This window comes from Acidovorax cavernicola (genome assembly GCF_003581445.1).
In genome coordinates this window covers 23,375-47,525 of sequence record NZ_QXMN01000006.1, presented here as the reverse complement: position 1 = coordinate 47,525, position 24,151 = coordinate 23,375, and the positions used below count along the sequence as shown (strand labels likewise).

Here is a 24,151-nt window from a genome sequence, read left to right as displayed (position 1 = left end):
AAAATGGGTTTGTTGAGCCTTGCCATCTGGGTGCCGATCGCATTCGGCGCCGTGCTGCTGGCGTTTGGCCGCGACGAGCACGCCAAGGGCGTTCGCTGGGTCGCGCTCGTCGGTGCCATCGTGAGCTTCCTGGTCACGGTGCCGCTGTTCACGCGCTTCCAGAACGGAACCGCCGCCATGCAGTTCGTCGAGAAGACGAGCTGGATCTCGCGCTTCAACGTCAACTACCACCTGGGCATCGACGGCATGTCGCTGTGGCTGGTGCTGCTGACGTCGTTCATCACGGTCGTGGTCGTGATCTCGGCCTGGGAAGTGATCACCGAGCGCGTGAACCAGTACATGGGCGCGTTCCTGATCCTGTCGGGCTTCATGATCGGCGTGTTCTCGGCGCTCGACGGCATCCTGTTCTACGTGTTCTTCGAAGCCACGCTGATCCCGATGTACCTGATCATCGGCATCTGGGGCGGCCCGAACAAGATCTACGCGGCCTTCAAGTTCTTCCTGTACACGCTGCTCGGCTCGCTGCTGATGCTGGTGGCGCTGATCTACCTGTACAACAAGTCGGGCGGCAGCTTCGACATCCTGGCCTGGCACAAGCTGCCGCTGGGTTCGACCGCGCAGACCCTGCTGTTCTTCGCTTTCTTCGCGGCCTTTGCCGTCAAGGTGCCGATGTGGCCGGTCCACACCTGGCTGCCCGACGTGCACGTCGAGGCCCCCACGGGCGGCTCGGCCGTGCTGGCCGCGATCATGCTGAAGCTGGGCGCCTACGGTTTCCTGCGCTTCTCGATGCCCATCGCTCCTGACGCTTCGCACGAATGGGCGTGGCTGATGATCGCGCTGTCCCTGATCGCCGTGATCTACGTCGGTCTGGTCGCGCTGGTGCAGCAGGACATGAAGAAGCTGGTGGCTTACTCGTCGGTGGCCCACATGGGCTTCGTGACGCTGGGCTTCTTCATCTTCAACGAGCTCGGCGTGTCCGGCGGCATCGTGCAGATGATCGCCCACGGTTTCGTGTCGGGCGCCATGTTCCTGGGTATCGGCGTGCTGTACGACCGCGTGCACTCGCGCCAGATCGCCGACTACGGCGGCGTGGTCAACACCATGCCCAAGTTCGCCGCGTTCGCGCTGCTGTTCGCCATGGCCAACTGCGGCCTGCCGGGCACCGCCGGTTTCGTGGGCGAGTGGATGGTCATCCTGGGCGCCGTGAAGGCCAACTTCTGGATCGGCCTGGGCGCCGCCACTGCACTGATCTTCGGTGCCGCCTACACCCTGTGGATGTACAAGCGCGTGTACCTGGGTCCGGTCGGCAACGACCACGTCAAGGAACTGACGGACATCAACGCCCGCGAATTCCTGATGCTGTCGCTGCTGGCGATCGCGGTGCTGTGGATGGGCCTGTATCCGAAGCCTTTCACCGATGCGATGGATGCCTCCGTCGTCGAGCTTCTGCGCCACATGGCGATTTCGAAGCTCCCAGTCTGATGCCACGCTGAAGAAGAGAACGAGATGATTGACAAACTCAGCTGGGTGACGATCTACCCCGAAATCGTGCTGCTGGTCATGGCCTGCATCATTGCGCTGGTCGACCTGTCGGACACGAGCCCGCGCCGCACCCGTACCTACGTCCTGACGCTGCTCACGCTGGCAGTCGTGGCCGTGTTGACCGGCATGGCCGCCGTCGATGGCAAGACCTCCTATGGCTTCGGCGGCATGGTGGTGAGCGACTCGATGGGCAACTGGCTCAAGTGCTTTGCCTCGCTCGCCCTGATGGTGACGCTGGTCTACGGCCGTCCCTACGCGGCCGACCGCGAGATGCTGCGCGGCGGCGAGATGTTCACGATCAGCATGCTGGCGCTGCTGGGCATGTTCGTGATGATCGGCGGCAGCAATTTCCTGCTGATCTACCTCGGCCTGGAACTGCTCACGCTGTCGAGCTATGCGCTCGTGGCGCTGCGCCGCGACCATGCGGTGGCCAGCGAAGCCGCCATGAAGTACTTCGTGCTCGGCGCGATGGCCAGCGGTTTCCTGCTGTACGGCCTGTCGATGATGTACGGTGCGACCGGCTCGCTCGACCTGAATGAAGTCTTCAAGGCGATCTCGACCGGCAAGGTGAACCACCAGGTGCTGGTGTTCGGCCTCGTCTTCATCGTGGCTGGCCTGGCCTTCAAGGTCGGTGCTGCACCGTTCCACATGTGGGTGCCCGACGTGTACCAGGGTGCTCCGACGGCGATCACGCTGCTGATCGGTGCCGCGCCCGAGCTGGCCGCCTTCGGCATCATCATCCGCCTGCTGGTCGACGGCCTGCAGCCCCTGGCCATCGACTGGCAGCAGATGCTGGCCGTGCTGGCGATCGCCTCGCTGGTGATCGGCAACCTGGCCGCCATTGCGCAGAGCAACCTCAAGCGCATGCTGGCCTACTCGACCATCGCGCAGATGGGCTTCATGCTGCTGGGCCTGGTGGCGGGTTCCGACCAGCAAGGCACGCAGAACGCGCAGGCCGCCTACAGCGCCGCGATGTTCTACGTCGTGACCTACGTGCTGACCACGCTGGCGAGCTTCGGCATCATCCTGCTGCTGGCACGGGAAGGCTTCGAAAGCGAAGAGATCACCGACCTGGCCGGCCTGAACCAGCGCAGCCCGTTGTACGCCGGCGTGATGGCCATCGCGATGTTCTCGCTGGCCGGTCTGCCGCCGCTGGTGGGCTTCTACGCCAAGCTGGCCGTGCTGCAGGCGCTGATCGCCTCGGGTGCTGCCATCTACATCGGCCTGGCCGTGTTCGCCGTGGTCATGTCGCTGATCGGCGCTTTCTACTACCTGCGCGTGGTCAAGGTCATGTACTTCGACGCGCCCGTCACGGCGACCACCGTGTCGGCCTCGTTCGACGTGCGCACCGTGCTCACGATCAACGGCGCGCTGATCCTGATTCTCGGCATCGTGCCCGGCGGTCTGATGACGCTGTGCTACGACGCCATCGCGGCCACGCTGGCCCACTGACGCGGCCCGCGCACGGTGTCGCAAACCGCGTCGGTCTGGGTGGTGCTTCTGGTGGCCCTGGTGGCCGCCAACCTGCCGTTCCTGAATGAGCGCCTGTTCGGGGCGGTGCCGCTGTCGGCGACGCACAAGTCGCTCGCGATCCGATTTGGCGAGCTGGTGGTGCTGTACTTCATCGCGGGTGGCATCGGCCTATTGTTCGAACGCAGGGCAGGGCAGATCGCGGCGCAGGGCTGGGAGTTCTACGCGGTGACGGCCTCGCTGTTCGTCGTGCTGGCGTTCCCTGGATTCACCTGGCGCTACCTCATGAAGCACAGACACTGATCCCCATGACGTCTCCCGCTGCCGATTCGCATCTGAAGGAAGCGCTGCTCAGCAGCGAAGAGCTCTTCAAGGGCAAGTTCCTGCACGCCAAGCGCGACACGATCCGCCTGCCCGACGGCCACAGCGCCACGCGCGAGTACGTGGTGCACCCTGGCGCGGTGGTGGTCATTCCGCTGCTCGACGACGGTCGCGTGGTGCTGGAGCGCCAGTTCCGCTACCCGGTGGACCGGGTGATCGTCGAGTTCCCCGCGGGCAAGCTCGACGCCGGCGAGGATCCGCTGGTGTGCGGCCAGCGCGAACTGCTCGAGGAAACCGGCTACACCGCGCGCGAATGGGCGCACGCGGGTGCCACGCACCTGGCGGTGGCGTACTCGACCGAGATCATCCACATCTACTTTGCGCGTGGTCTCTCGCTGGGCGAGCGTCAGCTCGACCACGGCGAGTTTCTCGACGTGTTCACCGCCACGCCGCAAGAGCTCATCGGCTGGTGCCGCGATGGCACCGTGACCGACGCCAAGACGCTTACCTGCGCTCTGTGGCTACAGAACGTGCTGTCGGGCGCATGGGCACTGGATTGGCAGGCCGCGGCCTCGCAAGGCGGCGCGGGATAATCCGCGCATGAAGGTCCTCGATCTCCGCTGCACACACGGCCACGGCTTCGAGGGTTGGTTCGCGTCCAACGAGGCGTTCGACAGCCAGCTCGCGAGTGGTCTGGTCGAGTGTCCGGTCTGCGGCGACACCGCGATCGTCAAGCTGCTGAGCGCACCGCGCCTGAACCTGAGCAACGCCAAGGCGCCGAGGGAAGAAGGGCGTGACACGCCCCCCACACCGTCGGCGCCCGCATCGCCGTCCGCCCAGGTGCCGGCAACCCCCACGTCCCCCGAAGCCCGCTGGATGCGCGCCGTGCGCGAAGTGCTGGCCAAGACCGAAGACGTCGGCGACCGCTTTGCCGACGAGGCGCGCAAGATGCACTACGGCGAAACCGCCGAACGCGGCATCCGCGGCCAGGCCACGCCGGAGCAGACCGAAGCGCTGCTCGACGAAGGTATTCCGGTGATGGCGCTGCCGATCCCGGCGGCGCTCAAGGAAACCCTGCAGTAACCGACGGGCCCGGTCCGATCGGGTCAGGCCGTGAACTGCAGCGCGGCCAGCCGCGCGTACACGCCGCCTTGCGCCACCAGCGCCGCGTGCGTTCCCTGTTCGACGATGCCGCCATGGTCCAGCACGATGATGCGGTCGGCCTTCTGCACGGTCGCCAGGCGGTGGGCGATCACGAGCGTGGTGCGGTTTTCCATCGCCGATTCCAGCGCGGCCTGCACCATGCGTTCGCTCTCGGCGTCGAGCGCGCTGGTGGCCTCGTCGAGCAGCAGCAGTGGCGGGTTTTTCAGGATGGCCCGCGCGATGGCGATGCGCTGGCGCTGGCCGCCCGACAGCCGCACGCCGCGTTCGCCCAGGAAGGTGTCGTAGCCCTCGGGCAGGGCCTGCAGGAAGTCGTGCGCGAAGGCGGCACGCGCCGCCGCGTGCACTTCGTCGGCGCTGGCCTCGGGCCGGCCGTAGCGGATGTTCTCGAAGGCACTGGCCGAGAAGATCACCGCGTCCTGCGGTACGAGGCCGATGCGGGTGCGCAGGTCGTGCAGGGCGAGGGCGTCCAGCGCCGCGCCGTCGAGCACGATGCGGCCCGATTGCGGGTCGTAGTAGCGCAGCAGCAGCTGGAACACCGTGCTCTTGCCCGCGCCGCTCGATCCCACCAGCGCCACGGTCTCGCCCGGCGCGATGTCCAGGCTGAAGTCGCGCAGCGCCGGCGTGCCGGGCCGCGAGGGGTAGTGGAAGGTGATGGCGTCGAAGCGGATGGCGCTTCCCGCGGCGGGAACGGGCGCGACCGCCGGCCTGGCAGGTGAAGTGATGGCCGCCGGCGCATGCAGCAACTCCATCAGGCGCTCGGTGGCGCCGGCCGCGCGCAGCAGGTCGCCGTACACCTCGCCGAGCACGGCCGTGGCGCTCGCCAGGATCGCGACGTAGACCACGGTCTGGCCCAGGTGGCCGGCCGTGATGTCGCCGCGCAGCACGGCCTGCGTGCCTTCGTACAGGCCCCAGAGCAGGGCGGCCGAGGTGGCGATGATGATGAAGGCGACCAGCACCGAGCGCGCGCGCGTGCGGCGCACGGCGGTGTGGAAGGCGTTTTCGGTCGAGCCCTGGAAGCGGTCGGCCTCGCGGCCCTCGGCCGTGTAGCTCTGCACCACGGGAATCGCGTTCAGCACCTCGGCCGCGATGGCGCTCGAGTCGGCCACGCGGTCCTGGCTGGCGCGCGACAGCTTGCGCACGCGGCGGCCGAACCACATGCTCGGCAGTACCACCAGCACGAGGATGCCCAGCACCTGCACCATCACATAAGGGTTGGTCCAGACCAGCACCGCCAGCGCGCCCACGCCCATGACGGCATTGCGCAGACCCATGCTCAGCGACGAGCCGACGACCGTCTGCACCAGCGTGGTGTCGGCCGTGAGGCGCGACAGCACCTCGCCGGTTTGGGTGGTCTCGAAGAAGGCGGGGCTCTGCTTCAGCACGTGGGCATAGACCGCGTTGCGCAGGTCGGCCGTGACGCGCTCGCCGAGCCAGCTCACCGTATAGAAGCGCGCGGCGGAAAACAGGCCCAGCGCCACGGCGACCGCGAAGAGGGCGCCGAAGTGCTCGCGCAGCGCCATGGTCTGCGCACCCTTGTCGGCGCTGACCAAGCCGCCGTCAATCAGGCTTCGCAAAGCGATAGGGAAAGCCAGCGTCGTGACGGCCGCCATCACCAGGAAAACCCCCGCCAGCACGATCTGCACGCGGTAGGGGCGAAGGAAGGGGCGCAACCCCGACAGCGAGCGGGGCGAGCCCTTGGCTGCGGAGGACGACGGAGGGGAAGAGGCCATGGGCGCGAATTCTACCGAGCCCTTGCCCTCACAAAGGTCGCCTTGACAATAATTGCCATGGCAACTAATATTTCCGGCATGAGCGATGACCCCATCTCCCCGGTTCCTCCGACGCCCGACGAGCCCGCGCGCCCGCCGGTCGCCTTCTATCGCGCCGAGGACTACCGCGCCGAAGAGAGCATCGGCTACCTCATGCGCCGCATCGTCACCTCCGTGGGGCAGACCGTGGGCACGCGCATGTGCGAGCCCGGCAGCCCCACGTACCCGCAGTGGGTGCCGTTGTACAAGCTGCACGTCGGCGCCGCCACCACCGTGGCCGAGCTCGCCCGTGCCTGCGAACTCGACACCGGCGCCATGACGCGCCTGCTCGACCGCCTCGAAGCCAAGGGCTTGTGCCGCCGGGTGCGCTCGCTCGAAGACCGCCGCGTGGTCAACATCGAACTCACCGACGAAGGCCGTGCGGCCGCGAAGGAAGTGCCCTATGTGCTGAGCCGGGTGCAGAACGAGTACCTGGCCGGCTTCAGCCCCGAAGAATGGGAGCAGCTCAAGGACTACTTGCGCCGCATCCTCGACAACGCACAGGGCCTCGCGGCCCGTGGAGAGAAGAATGACTGAGTCTTTCGCCGTGCGCGCGCTGCGTCGCACGCCTGTCGTGGCCGCCGCGCTGGCGGTGGTCGCGCTCGCCGGTTGCGCCGACATGGGCGGCATCGGCTCGCACGCCAAGCTGCGCGATGCGTCCACCCTCGGCATCGCGGCCGACCCCGCGCGCGCCGCCGTGCCCAGCCTCGACAGCCAGTGGTGGCAGGCCTTCGGCGACAGCCAGCTCAATGCGCTGGTCGACCAGGCCGTGGCCGGCAACCCGAACCTGCAGGTCGCGCGTGCGCGGCTGGTGCGCGCGCAAGCTTCGGCGGACATCGCCGGTGCGGCGCTGCTGCCCAAGGTCGGCGCCGACCTGAACCTGAACCGCCAGAAGTTCAACAGCAACTACATCTACCCAGCACCGCTGGGCGGCTCGACGCAGAACATCGGCCTGCTGCAACTCGGCGCGAGCTGGGAACTCGACTTCTTCGGCAAGAACCGCAGCGCACTCGACACCGCCCTCGGCGTGGCCAACGCCGCAGCGGCCGACGCCGATGCCGCGCGCGTACTGCTTGCGAGCAACGTGGCGCGCAGCTACTTCCAGTGGGCGCGCCTGAACGAGCAGGTTGAAGTGGCCAAGCGCACGCTGGCCCAGCGCGACGAGACCTTCAAGCTGGTGCGCGACCGCGTCTCGGCCGGCCTCGACACCCGCCTCGAACTGCGCCAGAGCGAAGGCGGCCTGCCCGAGGCACGCCAGCAGATCGAGGCGCTCAACGAGCAGATCGCGCTGCAGCAGCACGCGCTCGATGCGCTCGTGGGGCAGCCCAACGTGACGGCGTCGCTCAAGCCGCCGGTGCTCGCCGGTGTGAAGCCGATGGCGCTGCAGGCGAACATCCCGGCCGACCTGCTGGGCCGCCGCGCCGACATCGCCGCCGCGCGCTGGCGCGTCGAGGCCGCCACCAGCGACGTGGACAACGCCAAGACCCAGTTCTATCCCAACGTGAACCTCACGGCCTTTGCCGGCTTCCAGAGTCTGGGCTTCGGCAAGCTGCTCAAGTCGGGCAGCGAGCAGTGGGGCGTGGGCCCGGCCATCCACCTGCCGATCTTCGAAGGCGGGCGCCTGCGCGCCAACCTGCGCGGCAAGTCGGCCGACCTCGACGTGGCCATCGAAAGCTACAACGCCACAGTGCTTGATGCCGTGCGCGACGCGGCCGACCAGGTGTCGAGCGCGCAGTCGATCACGCGCCAGCAGACCGAACAGCGCGCCGCGCAGACGGCCGCCGAAGGCGCCTACGACATCGCCGTGCAGCGCTACCGCGCCGGCCTGGGCAACTACCTCAACGTGCTCACGGCCGAAACCGCCGTGCTGGCCCAGCGCCGGCTCGCGGTCGACCTGGCGGCCCGTGCGCTGGACACCCAGGTGGGCCTGGCGCGCGCCTTGGGCGGTGGCTGGCAGCCGCCGACCACTTCGACGGCTTCGGCACCGACAGCCGCCGCACTGAACTGATTTGCTGATCCGCCTTCTCCGGAAAGAACTCCATCATGAGCGATAACAACACTCCTACATCCGCTTCCCCCGTGCCAACCACCGCAGCGCCCGAGGCGCCCGCGGGCAACGGCAAGCGCCGCCGCGCACTCACGCTCCTCACCGCCGTCGTGGTGGTCGCGGGCGGCGGCTGGGGCCTGTACGAATGGCTGGTGGCCAGCCACTACGAGAGCACCGACAACGCCTACGTGCAGGGCAACGTCATCCAGATCACGCCGCAGATCGGCGGCACGGTCATGGCCATCGGCGCCGACGACACCGACTTCGTGAAGGCCGGCCAACCGCTGGTGCAGCTCGACCCGGCCGACGCCAAGGTCGCGCTCGAGCAGGCCGAGGCCGCGCTCGCGCAGGCCGTGCGCCAGGTGCGCACGCTGTACGCCAACAACGGCTCGCTGGCCGCGCAGGTCACGCTGCGCCAGTCCGACATCGCCAAGGCCCAAAGCGACATCGCCAAGGCGCAGGACGATCTGCAGCGCCGCCGCGCGCTGTCGGGCAATGGCGCCGTGTCGAAGGAAGAACTCAACCACGCCGAAACGCAACTGGCCAACGCCAGGAGCGCGCTTGCCGCCGCACAAGCCGGCGTGGTCGCCGCGCGCGAGGCGCTGGCGAGCAACCAGTCGCTGACCGAAGGCACCAGCGTGGCGCAGCACCCGAGCGTGCTGGCCGCCGCCGCCAAGGTGCGCGAGGCCTACCTCGCCACGCAGCGCGTGGCCATGCCCGCGCCGGTCGATGGCTACGTCGCCAAGCGCACCGTGCAGCTGGGCCAGCGCGTGGCCGCCGGCACGCCGATGATGTCGATCGTGCCGCTGCACCAGCTGTGGGTCGACGCCAACTTCAAGGAAGTGCAGCTGCGCAACATTCGCATCGACCAGCCCGTGAAGCTCACGGCCGACGTGTACGGCAAGAAGGTCGAGTACACCGGCAAGGTCGCCGGCCTGGGCGTGGGCACCGGTGCCGCCTTCGCGCTGCTGCCGGCGCAGAACGCCACCGGCAACTGGATCAAGGTGGTGCAGCGCGTGCCCGTGCGCATCGCGCTCGACGCCGAGCAGCTCAAGGCCAACCCGCTGCGCATCGGCCTGTCGATGGACGCCGAGATCGACATCACGCAGAAGACCGGCAAGATGCTGGCCGACGCGCCGCGCAGCACCGCCTTCGCACAGACGCAGGTCTACAGCCAGCTCGACCGCGGCGCCGACGCCGAGGTGGAGCGCATCGTCGCCGCCAACCTCGGTCGCGGTGCACCGGTCGCCGCCGTGAACCGTCCGGCGGCCGCCACCACGGCACCGGCCGCGCACGCCGCCACGCAGGGCCAGCCGGGCTGATCGCAGCTTTTCGCTGCCGCTGAACCCTCACAGCTCGCGCCATGGCCACTGCTGCTCCTGCCTACATCGCGCACCCCCCGCTCGAGGGCTCCGCCCGCGTGTGGGGCACGGTCGCGCTGTCCGCCGCCACCTTCATGAACGTGCTCGACTCGTCGATCGCGAACGTGTCGTTGCCGGCCATCTCGGGCGACCTGGGCGTGAGCACCACGCAAGGCACCTGGGTCATCACCAGCTTCGCGGTGGCCAACGCCATCGCGGTGCCGCTCACGGGTTTCATGACGCAGCGCTTCGGCCAGGTGCGCTTGTTCATGGCCAGCGTGATCCTGTTCATGGTCGCCTCGCTGCTGTGCGGCCTGGCGCCCAACATGACGACCCTGATCGCCTTTCGCGCGCTGCAGGGCTTCGTCGCGGGGCCGATGATCCCGCTGTCGCAGACGCTGCTGCTGTCGAGCTACCCGCGCGCCAAGGCCGGCCTGGCGATGGCGATGTGGTCGATGACCACGCTGGTCGCGCCGGTGATGGGGCCGCTGCTCGGCGGCTGGATCACCGACAACATCTCGTGGCCGTGGATCTTCTACATCAACATCCCGGTCGGCATCGTGGCCGCGGCGATCACCTGGGCGCTGTATCACAAGCGCGAGAGCAACACGCACAAGGTGCCGATCGATGCGATCGGCCTGGCGCTGCTGGTGCTGTGGGTGGGCTCGCTGCAGCTCATGCTCGACAAGGGCAAGGAGCTCGACTGGTTCCACTCGGCCGAGATCGTCACGATGGCCGTGGTGGCCGTGATCGGCTTCGCGTTCTTCCTCGTCTGGGAGCTGACCGACAAGCATCCCGTGGTCGACCTGTCGCTGTTCAAGCGCCGCAACTTCTGGTCGGGCGCGGTGGCCACGGCCATCGCCTACGGCCTGTTCTTCGGCAACGTGGTGCTGCTGCCGCTGTGGCTGCAGCAGTGGATGGGCTACACCGCCACGCAGGCGGGGATGATCATGGCGCCCGTGGGGCTGCTGGCGATCTTCTTCTCGCCGGTGGTGGGCCTCACGGTGTCCAAGATCGATCCGCGCCGCTACGCGACCTTCTCGTTCCTCGTGTTCGCGCTGGTGCTGTGGATGCGCTCGAACTTCAACACGCAGGCCGACTTCGTGACGATCATCATCCCGACGATCATCCAGGGCATCGCGATGGCGTTCTTCTTCATTCCGCTCGTGACCATCACGCTGTCGGGCCTCACGCCTGATCGCATCCCGGCCGCGTCGGGGTTGTCGAACTTCCTGCGGATCACGGCGGGTGCCATGGGCACGTCGATCGCCACCACGCTGTGGGAGAACCGCGCGGCCATGCACCACGCGCAGCTCGTCGAGTCGGTGAACCCGGGCAACAGCGCGGCGAATGCCGCCATCTCGGGGCTGTCGGGCAGCGGCTTCAGCGCCGAGCAGGTGCTCGGGCAGATCAACCGCCTTGTCGACCAGCAGTCGTTCATGCTCGCCACGAACGACATCTTCTATGCCTCGGCGGTGCTGTTCCTGTTGCTGATTCCGCTGGTGTGGCTGGCACGGCCGCAAAAGGGCGGCTCGGGCGGCGACGCTGCTGCTGGCGCGCACTGACCCCGCACGGCCCACGCGCATGGACCAGTTCGCGGCCATGAAGGCGTTCCGCGCCGTCGTGGAGGCCGGCGGTTTCACCGCCGCGGCCGACGCGATGGACGTGTCGCACACGGTGGTCTCGCGCCACGTCAAGCAGCTGGAAACAGCGCTGGGCGTGCAGCTGCTCAATCGCACCACGCGCCGTTTCGCGCTCACGCAGGCTGGCCAGACCTACTACGAGCACACGCGGCAGATCCTCGACCAGGTGGAGACCGCGGCGCTGGTCGTGGCCCAGCACCAGGTCGAGCCCACGGGCCTGTTGCGCATCAACGCGCCGATGTCCTTCGGGCTGGAGGAGCTGGCGCAATGGCTGCCGGCGTTCCTCGACGCGCATCCGCAGGTCAGGGCCGACCTGGTCTGCAACGACCGCTTCGTCGACCTGATCGAGGAGGGCTTCGACGTGGGATTGCGACTGGCGTATGCACTCTCGGATTCGACGCTGATCGTCAAGCGCCTCGCGAGCTTCGAGGAGTGGTGGGTGGCGTCGCCGGCCTACCTGCAGCGGCGCGGCACGCCGCAGGTGCCTGCCGATCTGGCGACGCACGACTGCCTCAACTATTCATTGGCCGCGAAGGCCGCGCAACCCAGCTTCACCGCGCCGGACGGCAGCGTCTGCACGGTCGACGTGGGCGGGCGGCTGCAGGCCAACAGCGGGCTCGTGCTGCGCACTGCCGCGCTGGCCGGTACGGGGCTGGCGGCATCGCCGGCGTTCCTCGTGCACGCGCATGTCGCGCGCGGCGAGCTGGTGCGTGTGCTGCCGGAGTTCCACCAGCAGCCGCTGAACCTCTACGCGCTGTATCCGCAGAACCGGCACCTGTCGCCGAAGGTGCGTGCGTTTGTCGACTTTGCTGCCGCGCGCTACCTGCCCGCGGACGGGCAGGGCGACTGAGCGCAGCAGGCGCGCCTTACCTGGACGCGGTGGGCACCAGATCGAAGCGGTCGCTCTGGTACTGGAACAGCAGGCAGTTCGCGCCCGGTTCGCAGCCGCTACGGTGCGGCAGCTGCGCCGGCAGCAGGTAGTACGAACCGGCCGGGTACAGCACCTTCTTGCCGTCATCGAAGATCGCATAGAACACGCCCGAGAGCACGACGGACGGGAGCACCTGCGTGTGGCGATGGTGCGGGTTGTCGAAGCCGGCCGGGAATTCGACAAAAGCTTCGTAGGGGCCATTGCCCGTCAGGTTGCCGCGCACGTTGGCGTAGCGGATGCCACCCGCGAGGGCTTGCCACTGCAGCGTGTCGGCCGGTGCCGAGATCGGCGTGCGGGGTGCCGGCGTGGCGGCGGTGGCGAGGCCCGGCGCGCACAGGGCGCAGGACATAGCGAGGAACAAGGCGGAAGAGCGCTTCATGGTCATGGATCGAAGAGTTTGGAGTCGTGGAGGCATGCGAGGGGCAGGGCGTCAGCGGCCCTCCTCCAAGAGCTGCAATACCTCGTCGGTCGACCGCACCTCGGCCACCACATCCGACACGCCACGCAGGGCCGCACGATGCAGTTCGCGGTGCCCCAGCACGCCGCCTTCTTCCAGGTCGAGATCGCGCGTCGCGCAGGCGTCGCTCACGATGAGGCTCTGGTAGCCGCGCGGCGCGGCGTCGAAGGCGGTGGCCGACACGCACATGTGCGTCATGAGGCCCGTGAGGATGAGCGTCGTGACGCCGCGTGCCTGCAGTTCGGCTTCGAGCGTGGTGCCCGCGAAGGCACTGGGCGTCGCCTTGCGCAGCACCGTGTGTTGCGGCGCCGGGCGCAGTGCGTCGTGGATGCCGAAGGCGTGGCTGCCGTCCGCGAAGATCGGGCTGTCGGCGGGCGCGAGGTGCTGCACATGGAACACCGGCACCGCATGCCGGTCGGCCGCGTCGATCAATCGCCGCGCCTGTTGCAGCGCGGCCAGGCCGTCGGGAATGGGCATGCGCCCGTCGAAGTACTCGTTCTGGAAATCGATCGCGATCAGCGCCGTGGTGGCGGGGTCGAGGCGGCTGGTGGGTTCGGCGCCGGTGATGGTGCGGATGCTGGGGTGCTTCATGTATTGCTCTGCGTGAGTGAAGGAAGGCCCAAGCGTAGGCAGCCCGCGGGTTGCGGGGTAGGTGCGTCGCCGCACAAGATTTGTGCGGATCGTGAGGGGTGGTGCGGCTACTTCACGCCGTGGCCCAGCGCCTTCAGCACGTCGTGGCACGCGCCCATGGTGTGGTAGTCGGTCTTGCCGGCCGGACTTTTCTCATCGCTGATCTTCGCGTTCTGCGGCGTCAGGATGCGGTACCAGGCACCGTGCACGTGGTCGACGAAGTGCGCCCAGCTGTAGGTCCAGATCCGGTCGTACCACGCCCAGTAGCCGGCGTCGCCCGTGCGCACCGCAAGCAGGGCGGCGGCGGCGAAGCTCTCGGCCTGGACCCAGAAGTACTTGTCGCCGTCGCACACCGCGCCGTCGGGGCCGAAGCCGTAGACCAGCCCGCCGTGCGTGGCGTCCCAGCCGCGCTGCATCGCGGTGTCGAAGAAGTGGCGCGCACGCGGCACGATCCATTCGGTGCCGGGTGCGCCGGGCCCCAGGTGGCTCTCGAGCTGCAGCAGCAGCTTGGCCCACTCGGTGAGGTGGCCGGTCTGGAAGCCCCAGGGGCGGAAGATGTTGGTCTTGTCGCCGCGGTTGTAGTCCCAGTCGACCGACCAGTCTTCGCGGTAGTGTTCCCACACCAACCCGTCGGCAAGCGCGGCCTGCCGGCCCGTGATGCTTTCGGCGAGCGTGCGCGCGCGCTCGAGGTAGAAGGGCTCGCGGGTGGCGTCGTAGGCCGCGAGCATCGCCTCGCAGGCGTGCATGTTGGCGTTCTGCCCGCGGTAGGGGCCGACCTGCCAGCCGGGCGTGGCCTCGTCGGCGTACAGCTGGTGCCCGGGCTCCCAAAAGTGCTGCTCCATCAGGTCGCGGGTGCGCGCCAAGCCGGTGCGCGCTTCCGCCACACCGGCCATCAGCGCATGCGCGTGTGCCAGCAACACGAAGGCCATCCCGTAGCAATGCTGCGTGCCATCCTGCACCGTCGCCTGATGGCCATCCCAGCCAATCTGCCATGCATAGCCACCATGCGGCTGGGCATGCGCGGCCTGCAGGAATGCGAGGCCGTGCCGCGTCGCCGCGAGGTCGTCGGGTCGGCCGAAGCGTCGCCACGCCATCGCGTGGTTGAACACGAAGCGTGTGCTGCTCACGAGGTGGCGCGTGCGGCGGTCGTACACCGTGCCGTCGTCCTTGTAGAAATGGAAGAAGCCGCCCGAGGGATCGAGGCTGCGCGGCGCGTAGAACGCCAGCGTGTGTGCGATGTGATCGGCGAGGAATTCGGGTGAGCGGAAGTTCGGCAGGGGCATGGTGGCGATGGATTCAATCCGGGTGAAAGAGCATCGTTGCTGTGTGTGGCGCGCGCAAGTTTTTCACGAAGAGCGCATGCGTTTTCGATGGCGTCATCATGGTGCGAGCGCATGCCTCGTGCGCTCGCACAGATGCATGTTGCGGTGCGCAATGTCGTCGGGACGACAGTCGCTTTCGCAGCATGTGCGCACTCTGTGAATGGTTGCAGTGCAGCATAGGCATTTGCCCCAGTATGCAATTGCATAGCAGCCACCAACAATCGGTCCGCGCTCGCTGGTGGCGCATTGAGATGGACCGCATGACCGATTTCTTTTTTCCGCACACGGACGACGCCGCGAGATGAGCGACGTCATTCTCGAAACACGCCAGCTCACCAAGGAATTCAAGGGGTTCACTGCGGTCAGCAAGGTTGACCTCTCGGTGAAGCGCGGCTCGATCCACGCGCTCATCGGCCCCAACGGTGCCGGCAAGACGACCTGCTTCAACCTGCTCACGAAGTTCCTCGAGCCCACCGCGGGCACGATCCTTTTCAATGGGCACGACATCACGGGCGAGCGCCCGGCGCAGATCGCGCGGCGCGGAGTGATCCGCTCGTTCCAGATCTCCGCCGTGTTCCCGCACCTCACGCTGCTCGAGAACGTGCGCCTGGGCCTGCAGCGCAAGCTCGGCACTTCGTACCACTTCTGGAAGAGCGAGAAGTCGCTCCAGCCGCTTGATGCGCGCGCCCGCGAGCTGCTCGCCGAGGTGGGCCTGGAAGAGCTGGCCGACGAGCAGACCGTGAACCTGCCCTACGGCCGCAAGCGCGCGCTCGAGATCGCGACCACGCTGGCCATGGAACCCGAACTCATGCTGCTGGACGAACCCACGCAGGGCATGGGCCACGAAGACGTGCACCGCGTGGCCGACCTCATCAAGCGCGTGTCGGCCGGCCGCACGATCCTGATGGTCGAACACAACATGAGCGTGGTCTCCACCATCGCCGACACCATCACGGTGCTGCAACGCGGCGCCGTGCTGGCCGAAGGGCCGTACGCCGAAGTCTCCAAGAACCCGCAGGTCATGGAGGCCTACATGGGCACCACCGACGGCCAGCTTCAGGGAGCTCACTGATGACCGCCGCACTCGAAATCAAGGACCTGCAAGCCTGGTACGGCGAATCGCACGTGCTGCACGGCGTCGACATGGTCGTGCAGCCGGGCGAAGTCGTCACGCTGCTGGGCCGCAATGGTGCGGGCCGCACCACCACGCTGCGCGCCATCATGGGGCTCACGGGCGCGCGCAAGGGCAGCATCGAGGTCAACGGCCGCGAGACCATCGGGCTGCCGACGCACCGTATCGCGCACCTGGGCATCGGTTACTGCCCCGAAGAGCGCGGCATCTTCGCCAGCCTCTCGTGCGAAGAAAACCTGATGCTGCCGCCCGAACTCAAGGGGGCAGGGCAGGGCATGTCGGTCGACGAGATCTACGCCATGTTCCCCAACCTCGCGGAGCGCCGCCACAGCCAGGGCACGCGCCTGTCGGGCGGTGAACAGCAGATGCTGGCCGTGGCGCGCATCCTGCGCACCGGCGCCAAGCTGCTGCTGCTCGACGAGATTTCCGAAGGCCTCGCGCCCGTCATCGTGCAGGCGCTGGCCCGCATGATCAGCACGCTGCGCGCCAAGGGCTACACGATCGTCATGGTGGAGCAGAACTTCCGCTTCGCCGCACCGCTGGCCGATCGCTTCTACGTGATGGAGCACGGCCGCATCGTCGAGAAATTCGGCGCCTCCGAGCTCGAAGCCAAGATGCCCGTGCTGACCGAACTGCTGGGTGTCTGAGCGGCCGATCCCGCAACACGTCCACAAGACCTTTTCCTCCATCCCACAAAGATTCCTTCAGGAGACAACGCCATGAACAAGAAACTCGGTCTCATCGCCACCGCCATCGGCCTCCTCGCGCTGGGTGCGGGCGCCGCGCAGGCCCAAGAGAAAGTGAAGATCGGTTTCATCACCGACATGTCGAGCCTGTACGCCGACCTCGAAGGCAAGAACGGCGCGCTGGCGATCCAGATGGCCATCGACGACTTCGGCGGCAAGGCGGCCGGCAAGCCTGTGGAGCTGCTCACCGTCGACCACCAGAACAAGCCTGACATCGCGGCCTCGAAGGCGCGCGAGTGGATCGACACGCAAGGCCTGAGCATGGTCTTCGGCGGCACCAACTCCGGCGTGGGTCTGGCGCTGGCCAAGGTCGCGGCCGAGAAGAAGCGCGTGTACTTCAACAACGGCGCGGCCTCGTCGGCGCTCACCAACGAACAGTGCACGCCCTACACCGTGCACTACGCCTACGACACCGTCGCGCTGGCCAAGGGCACCGGCGCCGCCGTGGTCGACGGTGGCGGCAAGACCTGGTTCTTCCTGACCGCCGACTACGCCTTCGGCCACGCACTCGAAGCCGACACCTCCACGGTCGTGAAGGCCAAGGGCGGCACGATCGTCGGCGCGGTGCGCCATCCGCTCAATGCGTCCGACTTCTCGTCGTTCCTGCTGCAGGCGCAGAACTCCAAGGCGCAGATCCTCGGCCTGGCCAATGCCGGCGGCGACACGGTCAACAGCATCAAGGCCGCGAAGGAATTCGGCATCGGCAAGTCCATGAAGCTGGCCGGCCTGCTGATCTTCCTGAGCGACGTGCACAGCCTGGGCCTGAAGAACACCGAAGGCCTGCAGTTCACCACCAGCTGGTACTGGGACCTGAACGACGAGACCCGCAAGTTCTCCAAGCGCTTCTTCGAGAAGACCAAGCGCATGCCCACCGAAATCCAGGCCGCCGACTACTCGGCCACCATGACCTACCTCAAGGCCGTGGACGCCGCCAAGACCGACGATGCCGACAAGGTCATGGCCGAGCTCAAGAAGATGAAGCTCAACGATTTCTTCGGCACCGGCCAGATCCGCCCCGACGGCCGCTACGTGCACGACATGTACCTGATGCAGGTCAAGTCGCCCGCCGAATCGAAGACGCCGTGGGACTACTACAAGCTCGTGAAGAAGCTGCCCGGCGACACCGTCTTCACCACCAAGGCCGAGTCCAAGTGCACGCTCTGGAAGTGAGCCGCCCGAACCCATCACCAGGAACATCCATGAAGACCACCACATTCGCTCTCTCCGCCGTTTTCGCCGCCGCCGCGCTGACCGCCGGTGCCGCCCAGGCGCAGGACAAGCTCAAGATCGGCTTCATCACCGACATGTCGAGCCTGTACGCCGACGTCGAAGGCAAGAACGGCGCGCTGGCGATCCAATTGGCCATCGACGACTTCGGCGGCAAGGTCAACGGCATGCCCATCGAGCTGCTCACGGCCGACCACCAGAACAAGGCCGACATCGCCGCCTCGAAGGCGCGCGAGTGGATCGACACGCAGGGCCTGACCATGCTGTTCGGCGGCACCAGCTCGGGCACCGGCCTGGCGATGGCGAAGGTGGCGCAGGAGAAGAAGCGCGTCTTCATCGTCAACGGCGCCGGCAGCTCGGCGCTCACCAACGAGCAGTGCTCGCCCTACACCGTGCACTACGCCTACGACACCGTCGCGCTGGCCAAGGGCACCGGCGCCGCCGTCATCGGCCGCGGCGACAAGAGCTGGTACTTCCTGACCGCCGACTACGCCTTCGGCCAGGCGCTCGAAGCCGACGCGACCAAGGTCGTGAAGGAGAAGGGCGGCACCGTGCTGGGCAGCGTGAAGCATCCGCTCAACACGTCGGACTTCTCGTCCTTCCTGCTGCAGGCGCAGAACTCCAAGGCCCAGGTGCTGGCGCTGGCCAATGCGGGCGGCGACACCATCAACTCGATCAAGGCTGCGAAGGAATTCGGTATCACCAAGACCATGAAGATGGTCGGCCTGCTGGTGTTCGTGACCGACGTGCACAGCCTGGGCCTGAAGAACACCGAAGGCCTGCTGCTCACCACCAGCTGGGACTGGAACCTCGACGACAAGACGCGCGCCTTCGGCAAGCGCTTCTTCGAGAAGACCAAGCGCATGCCCACCGACATCCAGGCCGCCGACTACTCGGCCACCATGACCTACCTGAAGGCCGTGCAGGCCTCCAAGACGGTCGATGCCGACAAGGTCATGGCCACGCTGAAGTCCACGCCCATCGACGACTTCTACGCCAAGGGCAACATCCGCGCCGACGGCCGCTTCGTGCACGACATGTACCTGGTGCAGGTCAAGTCGCCGGCCGAATCCAAGCAGCCGTGGGACTACTACAAGGTGGTCCAGAAGCTCAAGGGCGAAGAGGTCTTCACGACCAAGGCCGAGAGCCGCTGCGCACTGTGGAAGTAATCCCCCAGGCTTCGCGCACTTCGTGTCGCTTCGCCAACTCCCCTTCGCAAGGGGAGCGGGCCGGCCCCTTCGGGCGGCCGTGCGCGGCGGCCCTCATGCACGGAACGAGCCCGTCGGTTTTCTGAAACGCCTATGAATATTTCCCTTCCCGCCTTGTTGAGCCAGCTCCTCCTGGGGCTGGTCAACGGCTCGTTCTACGCCATCCTGAGCCTCGGGCTGGCGGTGATCTTCGGTTTGCTCAACGTCATCAACTTCGCGCACGGCGCGCTGTTCATGCTCGGGGCCGTCCTGACCTGGATGGCCATGGAGTACCTGGGCGTCAACTACTGGGTGATGCTGATCGCCGCCCCGATCATCATCGGCCTGTTCGGCGTGGTCATCGAGCGGTTGCTGCTGCGCTGGATCTACAAGCTCGACCACCTTTATGGCCTGCTGCTCACGCTGGGCCTCACGCTGCTGATCGAGGGCGTGTTCCGCTCGGTCTACGGCGTGTCGGGGCTGCCCTACGACGCGCCCGATGCGCTGTCGAGCGCCACCGACCTGGGCTTCATGATCCTGCCGAACTACCGTGCCTGGGTGGTCGTGGCCTCGCTGGTGATCTGCTTCGCGACCTGGTACGTGATCGAGAAGACCCGCCTGGGCGCCTACCTGCGCGCCGGCACCGAGAACCCGCGCCTCGTGGAAGCCTTCGGCGTCAACGTGCCGCTGATGATCACGCTGACCTACGCCTTCGGCTGTGCGCTCGCCGCTTTCGCCGGCGTACTGGCCGCACCGGTGATGCAGGTCTCGCCGCTGATGGGGCAGAACCTCATCATCGTGGTGTTCGCGGTGGTCGTGATCGGTGGCATGGGCTCGATCATGGGCGCCATCCTCACGGGCCTGGGCCTGGGTGTGATCGAAGGGCTCACCAAGGTTTTCTATCCCGAGGCTTCCTCGACGGTTGTGTTCGTGATCATGGTCATCGTGCTGTTGATTCGCCCCGCCGGCCTGTTCGGCAAAGAGAAATAAGGCGGACGGCATGAACATGAAAAAAATCTCTACTGTCGTCTACGGCCTGCTGCTGCTGGCCCTTGTGCTCGCACCGTTCTTCGGCGCCTATCCGGTGTTCGTGATGAAGCTCATGTGCTTCGCACTGTTCGCCTCGGCCTTCAACCTGCTGCTGGGCTACACCGGCCTGCTGTCCTTCGGCCATGCGGCCTTCCTGGGCGGCTCGGCGTACGTGGCCGGCCATGCGATCAAGGTCTGGGGCCTCACGCCCGAACTGGGCCTGATCGCGGGCACGCTCACAGGTGCGCTGCTGGGCTGGCTCTTCGGCGTGCTGGCCATCCGTCGCCAGGGCATCTACTTCGCGATGATCACGCTGGCGCTCGCGCAGATGATGTTCTTCGTCGCGCTGCAGGCCAAGTTCACCGGCGGCGAAGACGGCCTGCAGGGCGTGCCGCGCGGCAAGCTCTTCGGCGTCGTCGACCTGTCGAACGACCTGACCATGTACTACGTGGCGCTGGTCATCGTGGTCGCGGCCTTCCTGCTGATCGTGCGCACCATCCACTCGCCGTTCGGGCAGGTGCTCAAGGGCATCAAGGAGAACGAGCCGCGTGCGCTCTCGCTGGGCTACGACGTCGCGCGCTTCAAGCTGCTGGCCTTCGTGATCTCGGCCGCGCTGTCGGGCCTCGCGGGTTCGCTCAAGACGCTGGTGCTTGGTTTTGCCACGTTGTCCGACGTGCACTGGACCGCCTCGGGCCAGGTCATCCTGATGACGCTGGTGGGCGGCCTGGGCACGCTGTCGGGTCCGCTGGTGGGCTCCGCAGTGGTGGTGCTGCTGGAGAACAAGATCGGCGAACTCGGCAGCTTCCTGGCGCGCATCACGACCATCGACTGGTTCAACACCCTGGGCGAGTCGGTCACCATGGTCACGGGCCTGATCTTCGTGATCTGCGTGCTGGCCTTCCGCAAGGGCATCATGGGCGAGATCATCGCCTTCGTCGATCGGCGGCGCGCGAAGTAGCAACGCCTGCAACGGCAAGTTCGTGATGCCTTGACGGCGCAAGGAGGGTACCCTCCCTGCGCCGTCGCCGCTTGTGGCCGCCGTGCGCGGGGCGCAGAATCCGGCTCCCACTTCGAGGAGCCGATCATGGCCCTTCCGTACTTTGTCCTGACCCCTGAGCGGCGCGAGACGCCGCTGAACGTGCTCGGCACGCAGGTGACGGTGCTGGCGTCGAATGCCTCGACGCAGAGCTACGGCGTCACCTTCCAGCGCGGTGACGAAGGCACGGGCCCGCCGCCGCACAGCCACGACTGGGACGAATCGTTCTACGTGCTCGGCGGCGAGGTCGAGTTCCATTGCGACGGCCACGCCCACCTGTGCCAGCCCGGCACGCTCGTGCATGTGCCGCGCGGCACGGTGCACGGCTTTCACTACGGCAAGGGCGGCGGGCAGATGCTGGAGATCACCGGGCAGGACGCCCTGGCTGCGCAGATGTTCACGGCGATCGACCGCGAGATTCCGGTGGGGCCGGCGCCTGACATTCCGAAGCTGCTGGCGGTGCTGGAGCGCAACGGGGTGACGGTCTCGGCGTGACTTGCGGCCGGAGCGTCGCGCCGGTCACTTCCAGGTCATCGGCACTGGCAGACCTTCGGCCCCTGCGTGGCGTCTGCGGTGGTGTGCGACGGCGGTTCGAGCCGGCCGTCCTTCCAGCCGCGTGCGATGCACGTGGCCCGGCAGATCTCGCGGCCTGCGAGGCTTGTCGAGCCCCCGCCGCGACCGGAGCCGAACAGGGCGCCTGCGATGACGAATCCCGCGAACACGGCGATCGCGATGAGGGCTGTGCGCAGTTTCTGGCGGCGTGCGGGATTCATGTCGGGGGCTGGATGAAGGAACGGTGCGGCAGTTCACAACCGCAGTGGCGCCGCGTATCCCGTCATCTCGAGATACCCGCGCCCCACGCGCGTGCCTTGCTGCGCATCGCGCAGTTCGCTCAGCCCTTCCCAGTACACGCCGCCCGTGGAGCCGCGGCTGTCGAGTTCCTGGTCGTCGAGCAGGGCCTGCACTTCGAAGCGGCCCGAGGGCGTGTCGATGCGCCAGTGCGTGGGGTAGCTCGCGCGGGTGCGCGGGCTGGTCCAGTTGCGCAGGGCCTCGAAGCGCACCTCGCCGGGCTGAAAGATGCGCGCCGCGCCACCGCGCGGGCGAAACGAGCCGCCGGACCACAACGCAGTGCCGTCGCGGCGGCGCAGATGGAAGGCGGTGAGCGCGCTGCCGTCGTCGAGGTTCATGCCGATCCAGTCCCAGCCCACGGCCTCGGGATGCATCAGCGCCTCGCTCCATTCGTGGTCGAGCCACGCGGCACCGGTGATCTCGAACGGCGCCTGGCCCTGCAGCGTGAGGCGGCCTTGCGCCTGCAGTTGCGGCTCGCTGTAGTAGTAGCTGGCCTGCTCGGGGTCGGGCCCCTTGCGTGACACGCCTTCACGGCCTTGCAGCAGCACCGGTTGAGAGGGCGCAAAGCGCAGGTCGAGCGTGAATTCGCCGGCCGGAATGCGCGCGGTGTAGGCACCGCCGGCGGGGTCGCGGACGAGAGACCAGTCGCGCAACCGCACCTCTGTGTCGGTTTCGCTGGCCGAGGCGATGTCGAAGCCCGCGCGTGCGATGCGCTGGTCGTGCCGCAGCACGCGGCCTTCGAGGTCGGTGACGGCTGCGTGTGCGAACACCAGGTGCTTCGCCGCGAAGGCCGAACGCATGGCCTGTGTGGCATCGACGCGCGAACGGAAGAAGGTCACCTGGAAACCGAAGGCGCGACCCGCCGCGGTCTGGCCGTGGCCGGTGATGTACCACCACTCGGTGCGCAGCCCGGGGTGGCTGCCGAAGTCGCGCGGAAACTGCAGCGCCTTCGCAGGCAGGGCCCAACCGGCATGCGGCGCGCCCGAGGCGGCGAGCGCGGCCAGCAGCAGGAGCTGCCGTCGCGCGATGAGGCCGCAGGGTGCGCCAGATGCGCGCGTGGACATCAACCCGCCACCAGCGCGTCGATGCGCTGCTGTGCCGGCGTGATGTCGCCGAAGGCGTTGCGCACCCAGTCGGCGTCGTGATAGCTCGGCAGGTAGCGTTCGCCTGCATCGCACAGCAGCGAGAGGATCGAGCCTTGCTGCCCGGCCGCACGCATCTCGTGCGCGATGGCCAGCATGCCGACAAAGTTGGTGCCGGTCGACGGGCCCACCTTGCGACCCAGCAGCGTCGACAGCGCGTGCATGGCGGCCACCGAATCGAGGTTGGGCACTTCGAGCATGCGGTCGACCAGCGTGCGCACGAAGCTGGGCTCCACGCGCGGACGGCCGATGCCTTCGATGCGCGAGCCGGCTGCGGTCAACATCGCGTCGCCGCTGCGGTGATAGGCCGAGAACACCGAGCCCTCGGGGTCGGCCACGCACACCTGCGTGTCGTGGCAGCGAAAGCGCAGGTAGCGCCCGATGGTGGCGCTGGTGCCGCCGGTGCCGGCACCCACCACGATCCACGCGGGCACCGGATGCCGCTCGCGCGCCATCTGCTGGAACATGCTTTCGGCGATGTTGTTGTTGCCGCGCCAGTCGGTCGCGCGCTCGGCGTACGTGAACTGGTCCATGTAGTGGCCGCCGGTGCGCTCGGCCAGTGCGCGGGCCTCGTCGTACACCTGCGCCGCGTGGTCGACGAAGTGGCAGCTTCCGCCGTAGAAGGCGATCTGCGCGACCTTCTCGGGCGAGGTGCTGCGCGGCATCACGGCGATGAAGGGCAGGCCCAGCAGCCGCGCGAAGTAGGCCTCGCTCACGGCGGTGGAGCCGCTCGACGCCTCCACGATGGTCGTGCCGTCGCGCACCCAGCCGTTGCACAGCGCATAGAGAAAGAGCGAACGCGCGAGCCGGTGCTTGAGGCTGCCGGTGGGATGCGTCGATTCGTCCTTCAGGTACAGGTCGATGCCGTGGGCAGCGAGCGAGGGCAGCGGCAGCGCAATGAGGTGCGTGTCGGCGCTGCGCTGGTAGTCGGCCTCGATGCGGCGGATCGCGCCGGCGAGCCAGCCGCCATGGGCGGTGGTGCTGAGTGGTTGTGCCATGCCGGGCAGTCTACAAGCCGCGCCGGGACGGGCCTCTCGAACCGGTCTGCTGACAGTGTCGAAAGTCATTGAACCCCACTGAACAGTGGCCTTCCCGGCATGCGAGTGC

24 protein-coding genes are annotated in these 24,151 nt (G+C 67.4%); 17 read left to right on the top strand and 7 right to left on the bottom strand.

Annotated features, from left to right (window positions below):
* The first annotated feature begins 3 nt into the window (after positions 1 to 3).
* The 5 genes from D3H34_RS07865 to D3H34_RS07845 are packed head-to-tail and all read left to right on the top strand — an operon-like array spanning position 4 to position 4,416.
* Positions 4 to 1,482 (top strand): NADH-quinone oxidoreductase subunit M, encoded by a 1,479-nt coding sequence (locus tag D3H34_RS07865; RefSeq protein ID WP_119552892.1) that lies wholly within the window; start codon positions 4 to 6, stop codon positions 1,480 to 1,482.
* A 24-nt stretch (positions 1,483 to 1,506) separates the two neighbouring features.
* Positions 1,507 to 2,994 carry an NADH-quinone oxidoreductase subunit NuoN gene (gene nuoN / locus D3H34_RS07860; protein ID WP_119552891.1) on the top strand — a complete coding sequence of 496 codons (1,488 nt, stop codon included), beginning with the start codon at positions 1,507 to 1,509 and terminating at the stop codon, positions 2,992 to 2,994.
* Between the two features lie 15 nt (positions 2,995 to 3,009).
* Complete coding sequence (locus D3H34_RS07855) at positions 3,010 to 3,315, top strand: DUF2818 family protein (RefSeq protein WP_119552890.1); 306 nt, start codon at positions 3,010 to 3,012, stop codon at positions 3,313 to 3,315.
* A 5-nt stretch (positions 3,316 to 3,320) separates the two neighbouring features.
* A complete protein-coding gene (locus tag D3H34_RS07850) occupies positions 3,321 to 3,926 on the top strand; it encodes an NUDIX domain-containing protein (protein WP_205736691.1) in 606 nt (201 codons plus the stop codon).
* A 7-nt stretch (positions 3,927 to 3,933) separates the two neighbouring features.
* On the top strand, positions 3,934 to 4,416 hold the full coding sequence (locus D3H34_RS07845; protein ID WP_119552888.1) for a DUF1178 family protein: 483 nt from the start codon (positions 3,934 to 3,936) through the stop codon (positions 4,414 to 4,416).
* A 23-nt stretch (positions 4,417 to 4,439) separates the two neighbouring features.
* Here D3H34_RS07845 and D3H34_RS07840 read toward each other — a convergent pair whose 3' ends face one another.
* Positions 4,440 to 6,227: an ABC transporter transmembrane domain-containing protein gene (locus D3H34_RS07840; protein ID WP_119552887.1), complete on the bottom strand. Its 1,788-nt coding sequence runs from the start codon at positions 6,225 to 6,227 to the stop codon at positions 4,440 to 4,442.
* 78 nt (positions 6,228 to 6,305) lie between these two features.
* Between D3H34_RS07840 and D3H34_RS07835 the strand changes: the two genes are divergently transcribed.
* From D3H34_RS07835 to D3H34_RS07815, 5 genes are read left to right on the top strand one after another with little or no spacing between them, the layout of a single operon-like run.
* Positions 6,306 to 6,842 (top strand): MarR family winged helix-turn-helix transcriptional regulator, encoded by a 537-nt coding sequence (locus D3H34_RS07835; protein ID WP_119552886.1) that lies wholly within the window; start codon positions 6,306 to 6,308, stop codon positions 6,840 to 6,842.
* On the top strand, positions 6,835 to 8,313 hold the full coding sequence (locus D3H34_RS07830; RefSeq protein WP_119552885.1) for an efflux transporter outer membrane subunit: 1,479 nt from the start codon (positions 6,835 to 6,837) through the stop codon (positions 8,311 to 8,313). Before D3H34_RS07835 ends, D3H34_RS07830 begins: the two co-directional genes overlap by 8 nt.
* A 35-nt stretch (positions 8,314 to 8,348) precedes the next feature.
* Positions 8,349 to 9,674, top strand: a complete 1,326-nt coding sequence (locus D3H34_RS07825; protein ID WP_119552884.1) for an HlyD family secretion protein — start codon at positions 8,349 to 8,351, stop codon at positions 9,672 to 9,674.
* Positions 9,675 to 9,715: 41 nt separating this feature from the next.
* Positions 9,716 to 11,278: a DHA2 family efflux MFS transporter permease subunit gene (locus D3H34_RS07820; RefSeq protein WP_119552883.1), complete on the top strand. Its 1,563-nt coding sequence runs from the start codon at positions 9,716 to 9,718 to the stop codon at positions 11,276 to 11,278.
* Between the two features lie 19 nt (positions 11,279 to 11,297).
* Positions 11,298 to 12,206 carry a LysR family transcriptional regulator gene (locus D3H34_RS07815; RefSeq protein WP_119552882.1) on the top strand — a complete coding sequence of 303 codons (909 nt, stop codon included), beginning with the start codon at positions 11,298 to 11,300 and terminating at the stop codon, positions 12,204 to 12,206.
* A 16-nt stretch (positions 12,207 to 12,222) separates the two neighbouring features.
* Here the strand turns inward: D3H34_RS07815 and D3H34_RS07810 are convergent, their stop codons facing one another.
* From D3H34_RS07810 to D3H34_RS07800, 3 genes are all read right to left on the bottom strand, one after another.
* A complete protein-coding gene (locus D3H34_RS07810; RefSeq protein ID WP_167481150.1) occupies positions 12,223 to 12,666 on the bottom strand; it encodes a cupin domain-containing protein in 444 nt (147 codons plus the stop codon).
* Positions 12,667 to 12,717: 51 nt separating this feature from the next.
* Positions 12,718 to 13,335: a cysteine hydrolase family protein gene (locus tag D3H34_RS07805; protein WP_119552880.1), complete on the bottom strand. Its 618-nt coding sequence runs from the start codon at positions 13,333 to 13,335 to the stop codon at positions 12,718 to 12,720.
* A gap of 107 nt (positions 13,336 to 13,442) precedes the next feature.
* Positions 13,443 to 14,657 (bottom strand): AGE family epimerase/isomerase, encoded by a 1,215-nt coding sequence (locus D3H34_RS07800; protein ID WP_119552879.1) that lies wholly within the window; start codon positions 14,655 to 14,657, stop codon positions 13,443 to 13,445.
* Between the two features lie 340 nt (positions 14,658 to 14,997).
* Here D3H34_RS07800 and D3H34_RS07795 point away from each other — a divergent pair, with 340 nt between their 5' ends.
* The 7 genes from D3H34_RS07795 (at position 14,998) to D3H34_RS07765 (ending at position 21,548) form a co-directional block, all read left to right on the top strand.
* Entirely contained in the window at positions 14,998 to 15,768 is a 771-nt protein-coding gene (locus D3H34_RS07795) for an ABC transporter ATP-binding protein (RefSeq protein ID WP_119552878.1), read from the top strand.
* The gene (locus D3H34_RS07790) at positions 15,768 to 16,475 is read left to right on the top strand and encodes an ABC transporter ATP-binding protein (protein WP_119552877.1); all 708 of its coding nucleotides are present in this window, start codon (positions 15,768 to 15,770) and stop codon (positions 16,473 to 16,475) included. Before D3H34_RS07795 ends, D3H34_RS07790 begins: the two co-directional genes overlap by 1 nt.
* Positions 16,476 to 16,547: 72 nt before the next feature.
* On the top strand, positions 16,548 to 17,744 hold the full coding sequence (locus D3H34_RS07785; protein WP_119552876.1) for an ABC transporter substrate-binding protein: 1,197 nt from the start codon (positions 16,548 to 16,550) through the stop codon (positions 17,742 to 17,744).
* A gap of 29 nt (positions 17,745 to 17,773) precedes the next feature.
* Positions 17,774 to 18,970, top strand: coding sequence for an ABC transporter substrate-binding protein (locus D3H34_RS07780; protein ID WP_119552875.1), 1,197 nt, complete (start codon positions 17,774 to 17,776; stop codon positions 18,968 to 18,970).
* 132 nt (positions 18,971 to 19,102) lie between these two features.
* Positions 19,103 to 19,978, top strand: coding sequence for a branched-chain amino acid ABC transporter permease (locus tag D3H34_RS07775; RefSeq protein ID WP_119552874.1), 876 nt, complete (start codon positions 19,103 to 19,105; stop codon positions 19,976 to 19,978).
* 10 nt (positions 19,979 to 19,988) lie between these two features.
* On the top strand, positions 19,989 to 20,975 hold the full coding sequence (locus D3H34_RS07770) for a branched-chain amino acid ABC transporter permease (protein ID WP_205736690.1): 987 nt from the start codon (positions 19,989 to 19,991) through the stop codon (positions 20,973 to 20,975).
* Positions 20,976 to 21,101: 126 nt separating this feature from the next.
* On the top strand, positions 21,102 to 21,548 hold the full coding sequence (locus D3H34_RS07765; protein ID WP_119552873.1) for a cupin domain-containing protein: 447 nt from the start codon (positions 21,102 to 21,104) through the stop codon (positions 21,546 to 21,548).
* Between the two features lie 35 nt (positions 21,549 to 21,583).
* Here the strand turns inward: D3H34_RS07765 and D3H34_RS07760 are convergent, their stop codons facing one another.
* The 3 genes from D3H34_RS07760 to D3H34_RS07750 are packed head-to-tail and all read right to left on the bottom strand — an operon-like array spanning position 21,584 to position 24,042.
* The gene (locus tag D3H34_RS07760) at positions 21,584 to 21,826 is read right to left on the bottom strand and encodes a hypothetical protein (protein WP_119552872.1); all 243 of its coding nucleotides are present in this window, start codon (positions 21,824 to 21,826) and stop codon (positions 21,584 to 21,586) included.
* A gap of 33 nt (positions 21,827 to 21,859) precedes the next feature.
* The gene (locus D3H34_RS07755) at positions 21,860 to 22,966 is read right to left on the bottom strand and encodes a lipocalin-like domain-containing protein (RefSeq protein ID WP_119552871.1); all 1,107 of its coding nucleotides are present in this window, start codon (positions 22,964 to 22,966) and stop codon (positions 21,860 to 21,862) included.
* Positions 22,966 to 24,042, bottom strand: a complete 1,077-nt coding sequence (locus D3H34_RS07750; protein ID WP_119552870.1) for a PLP-dependent cysteine synthase family protein — start codon at positions 24,040 to 24,042, stop codon at positions 22,966 to 22,968. The genes D3H34_RS07755 and D3H34_RS07750 overlap by 1 nt, the downstream gene beginning before the upstream one ends.
* Positions 24,043 to 24,151: the final 109 nt, after the last annotated feature.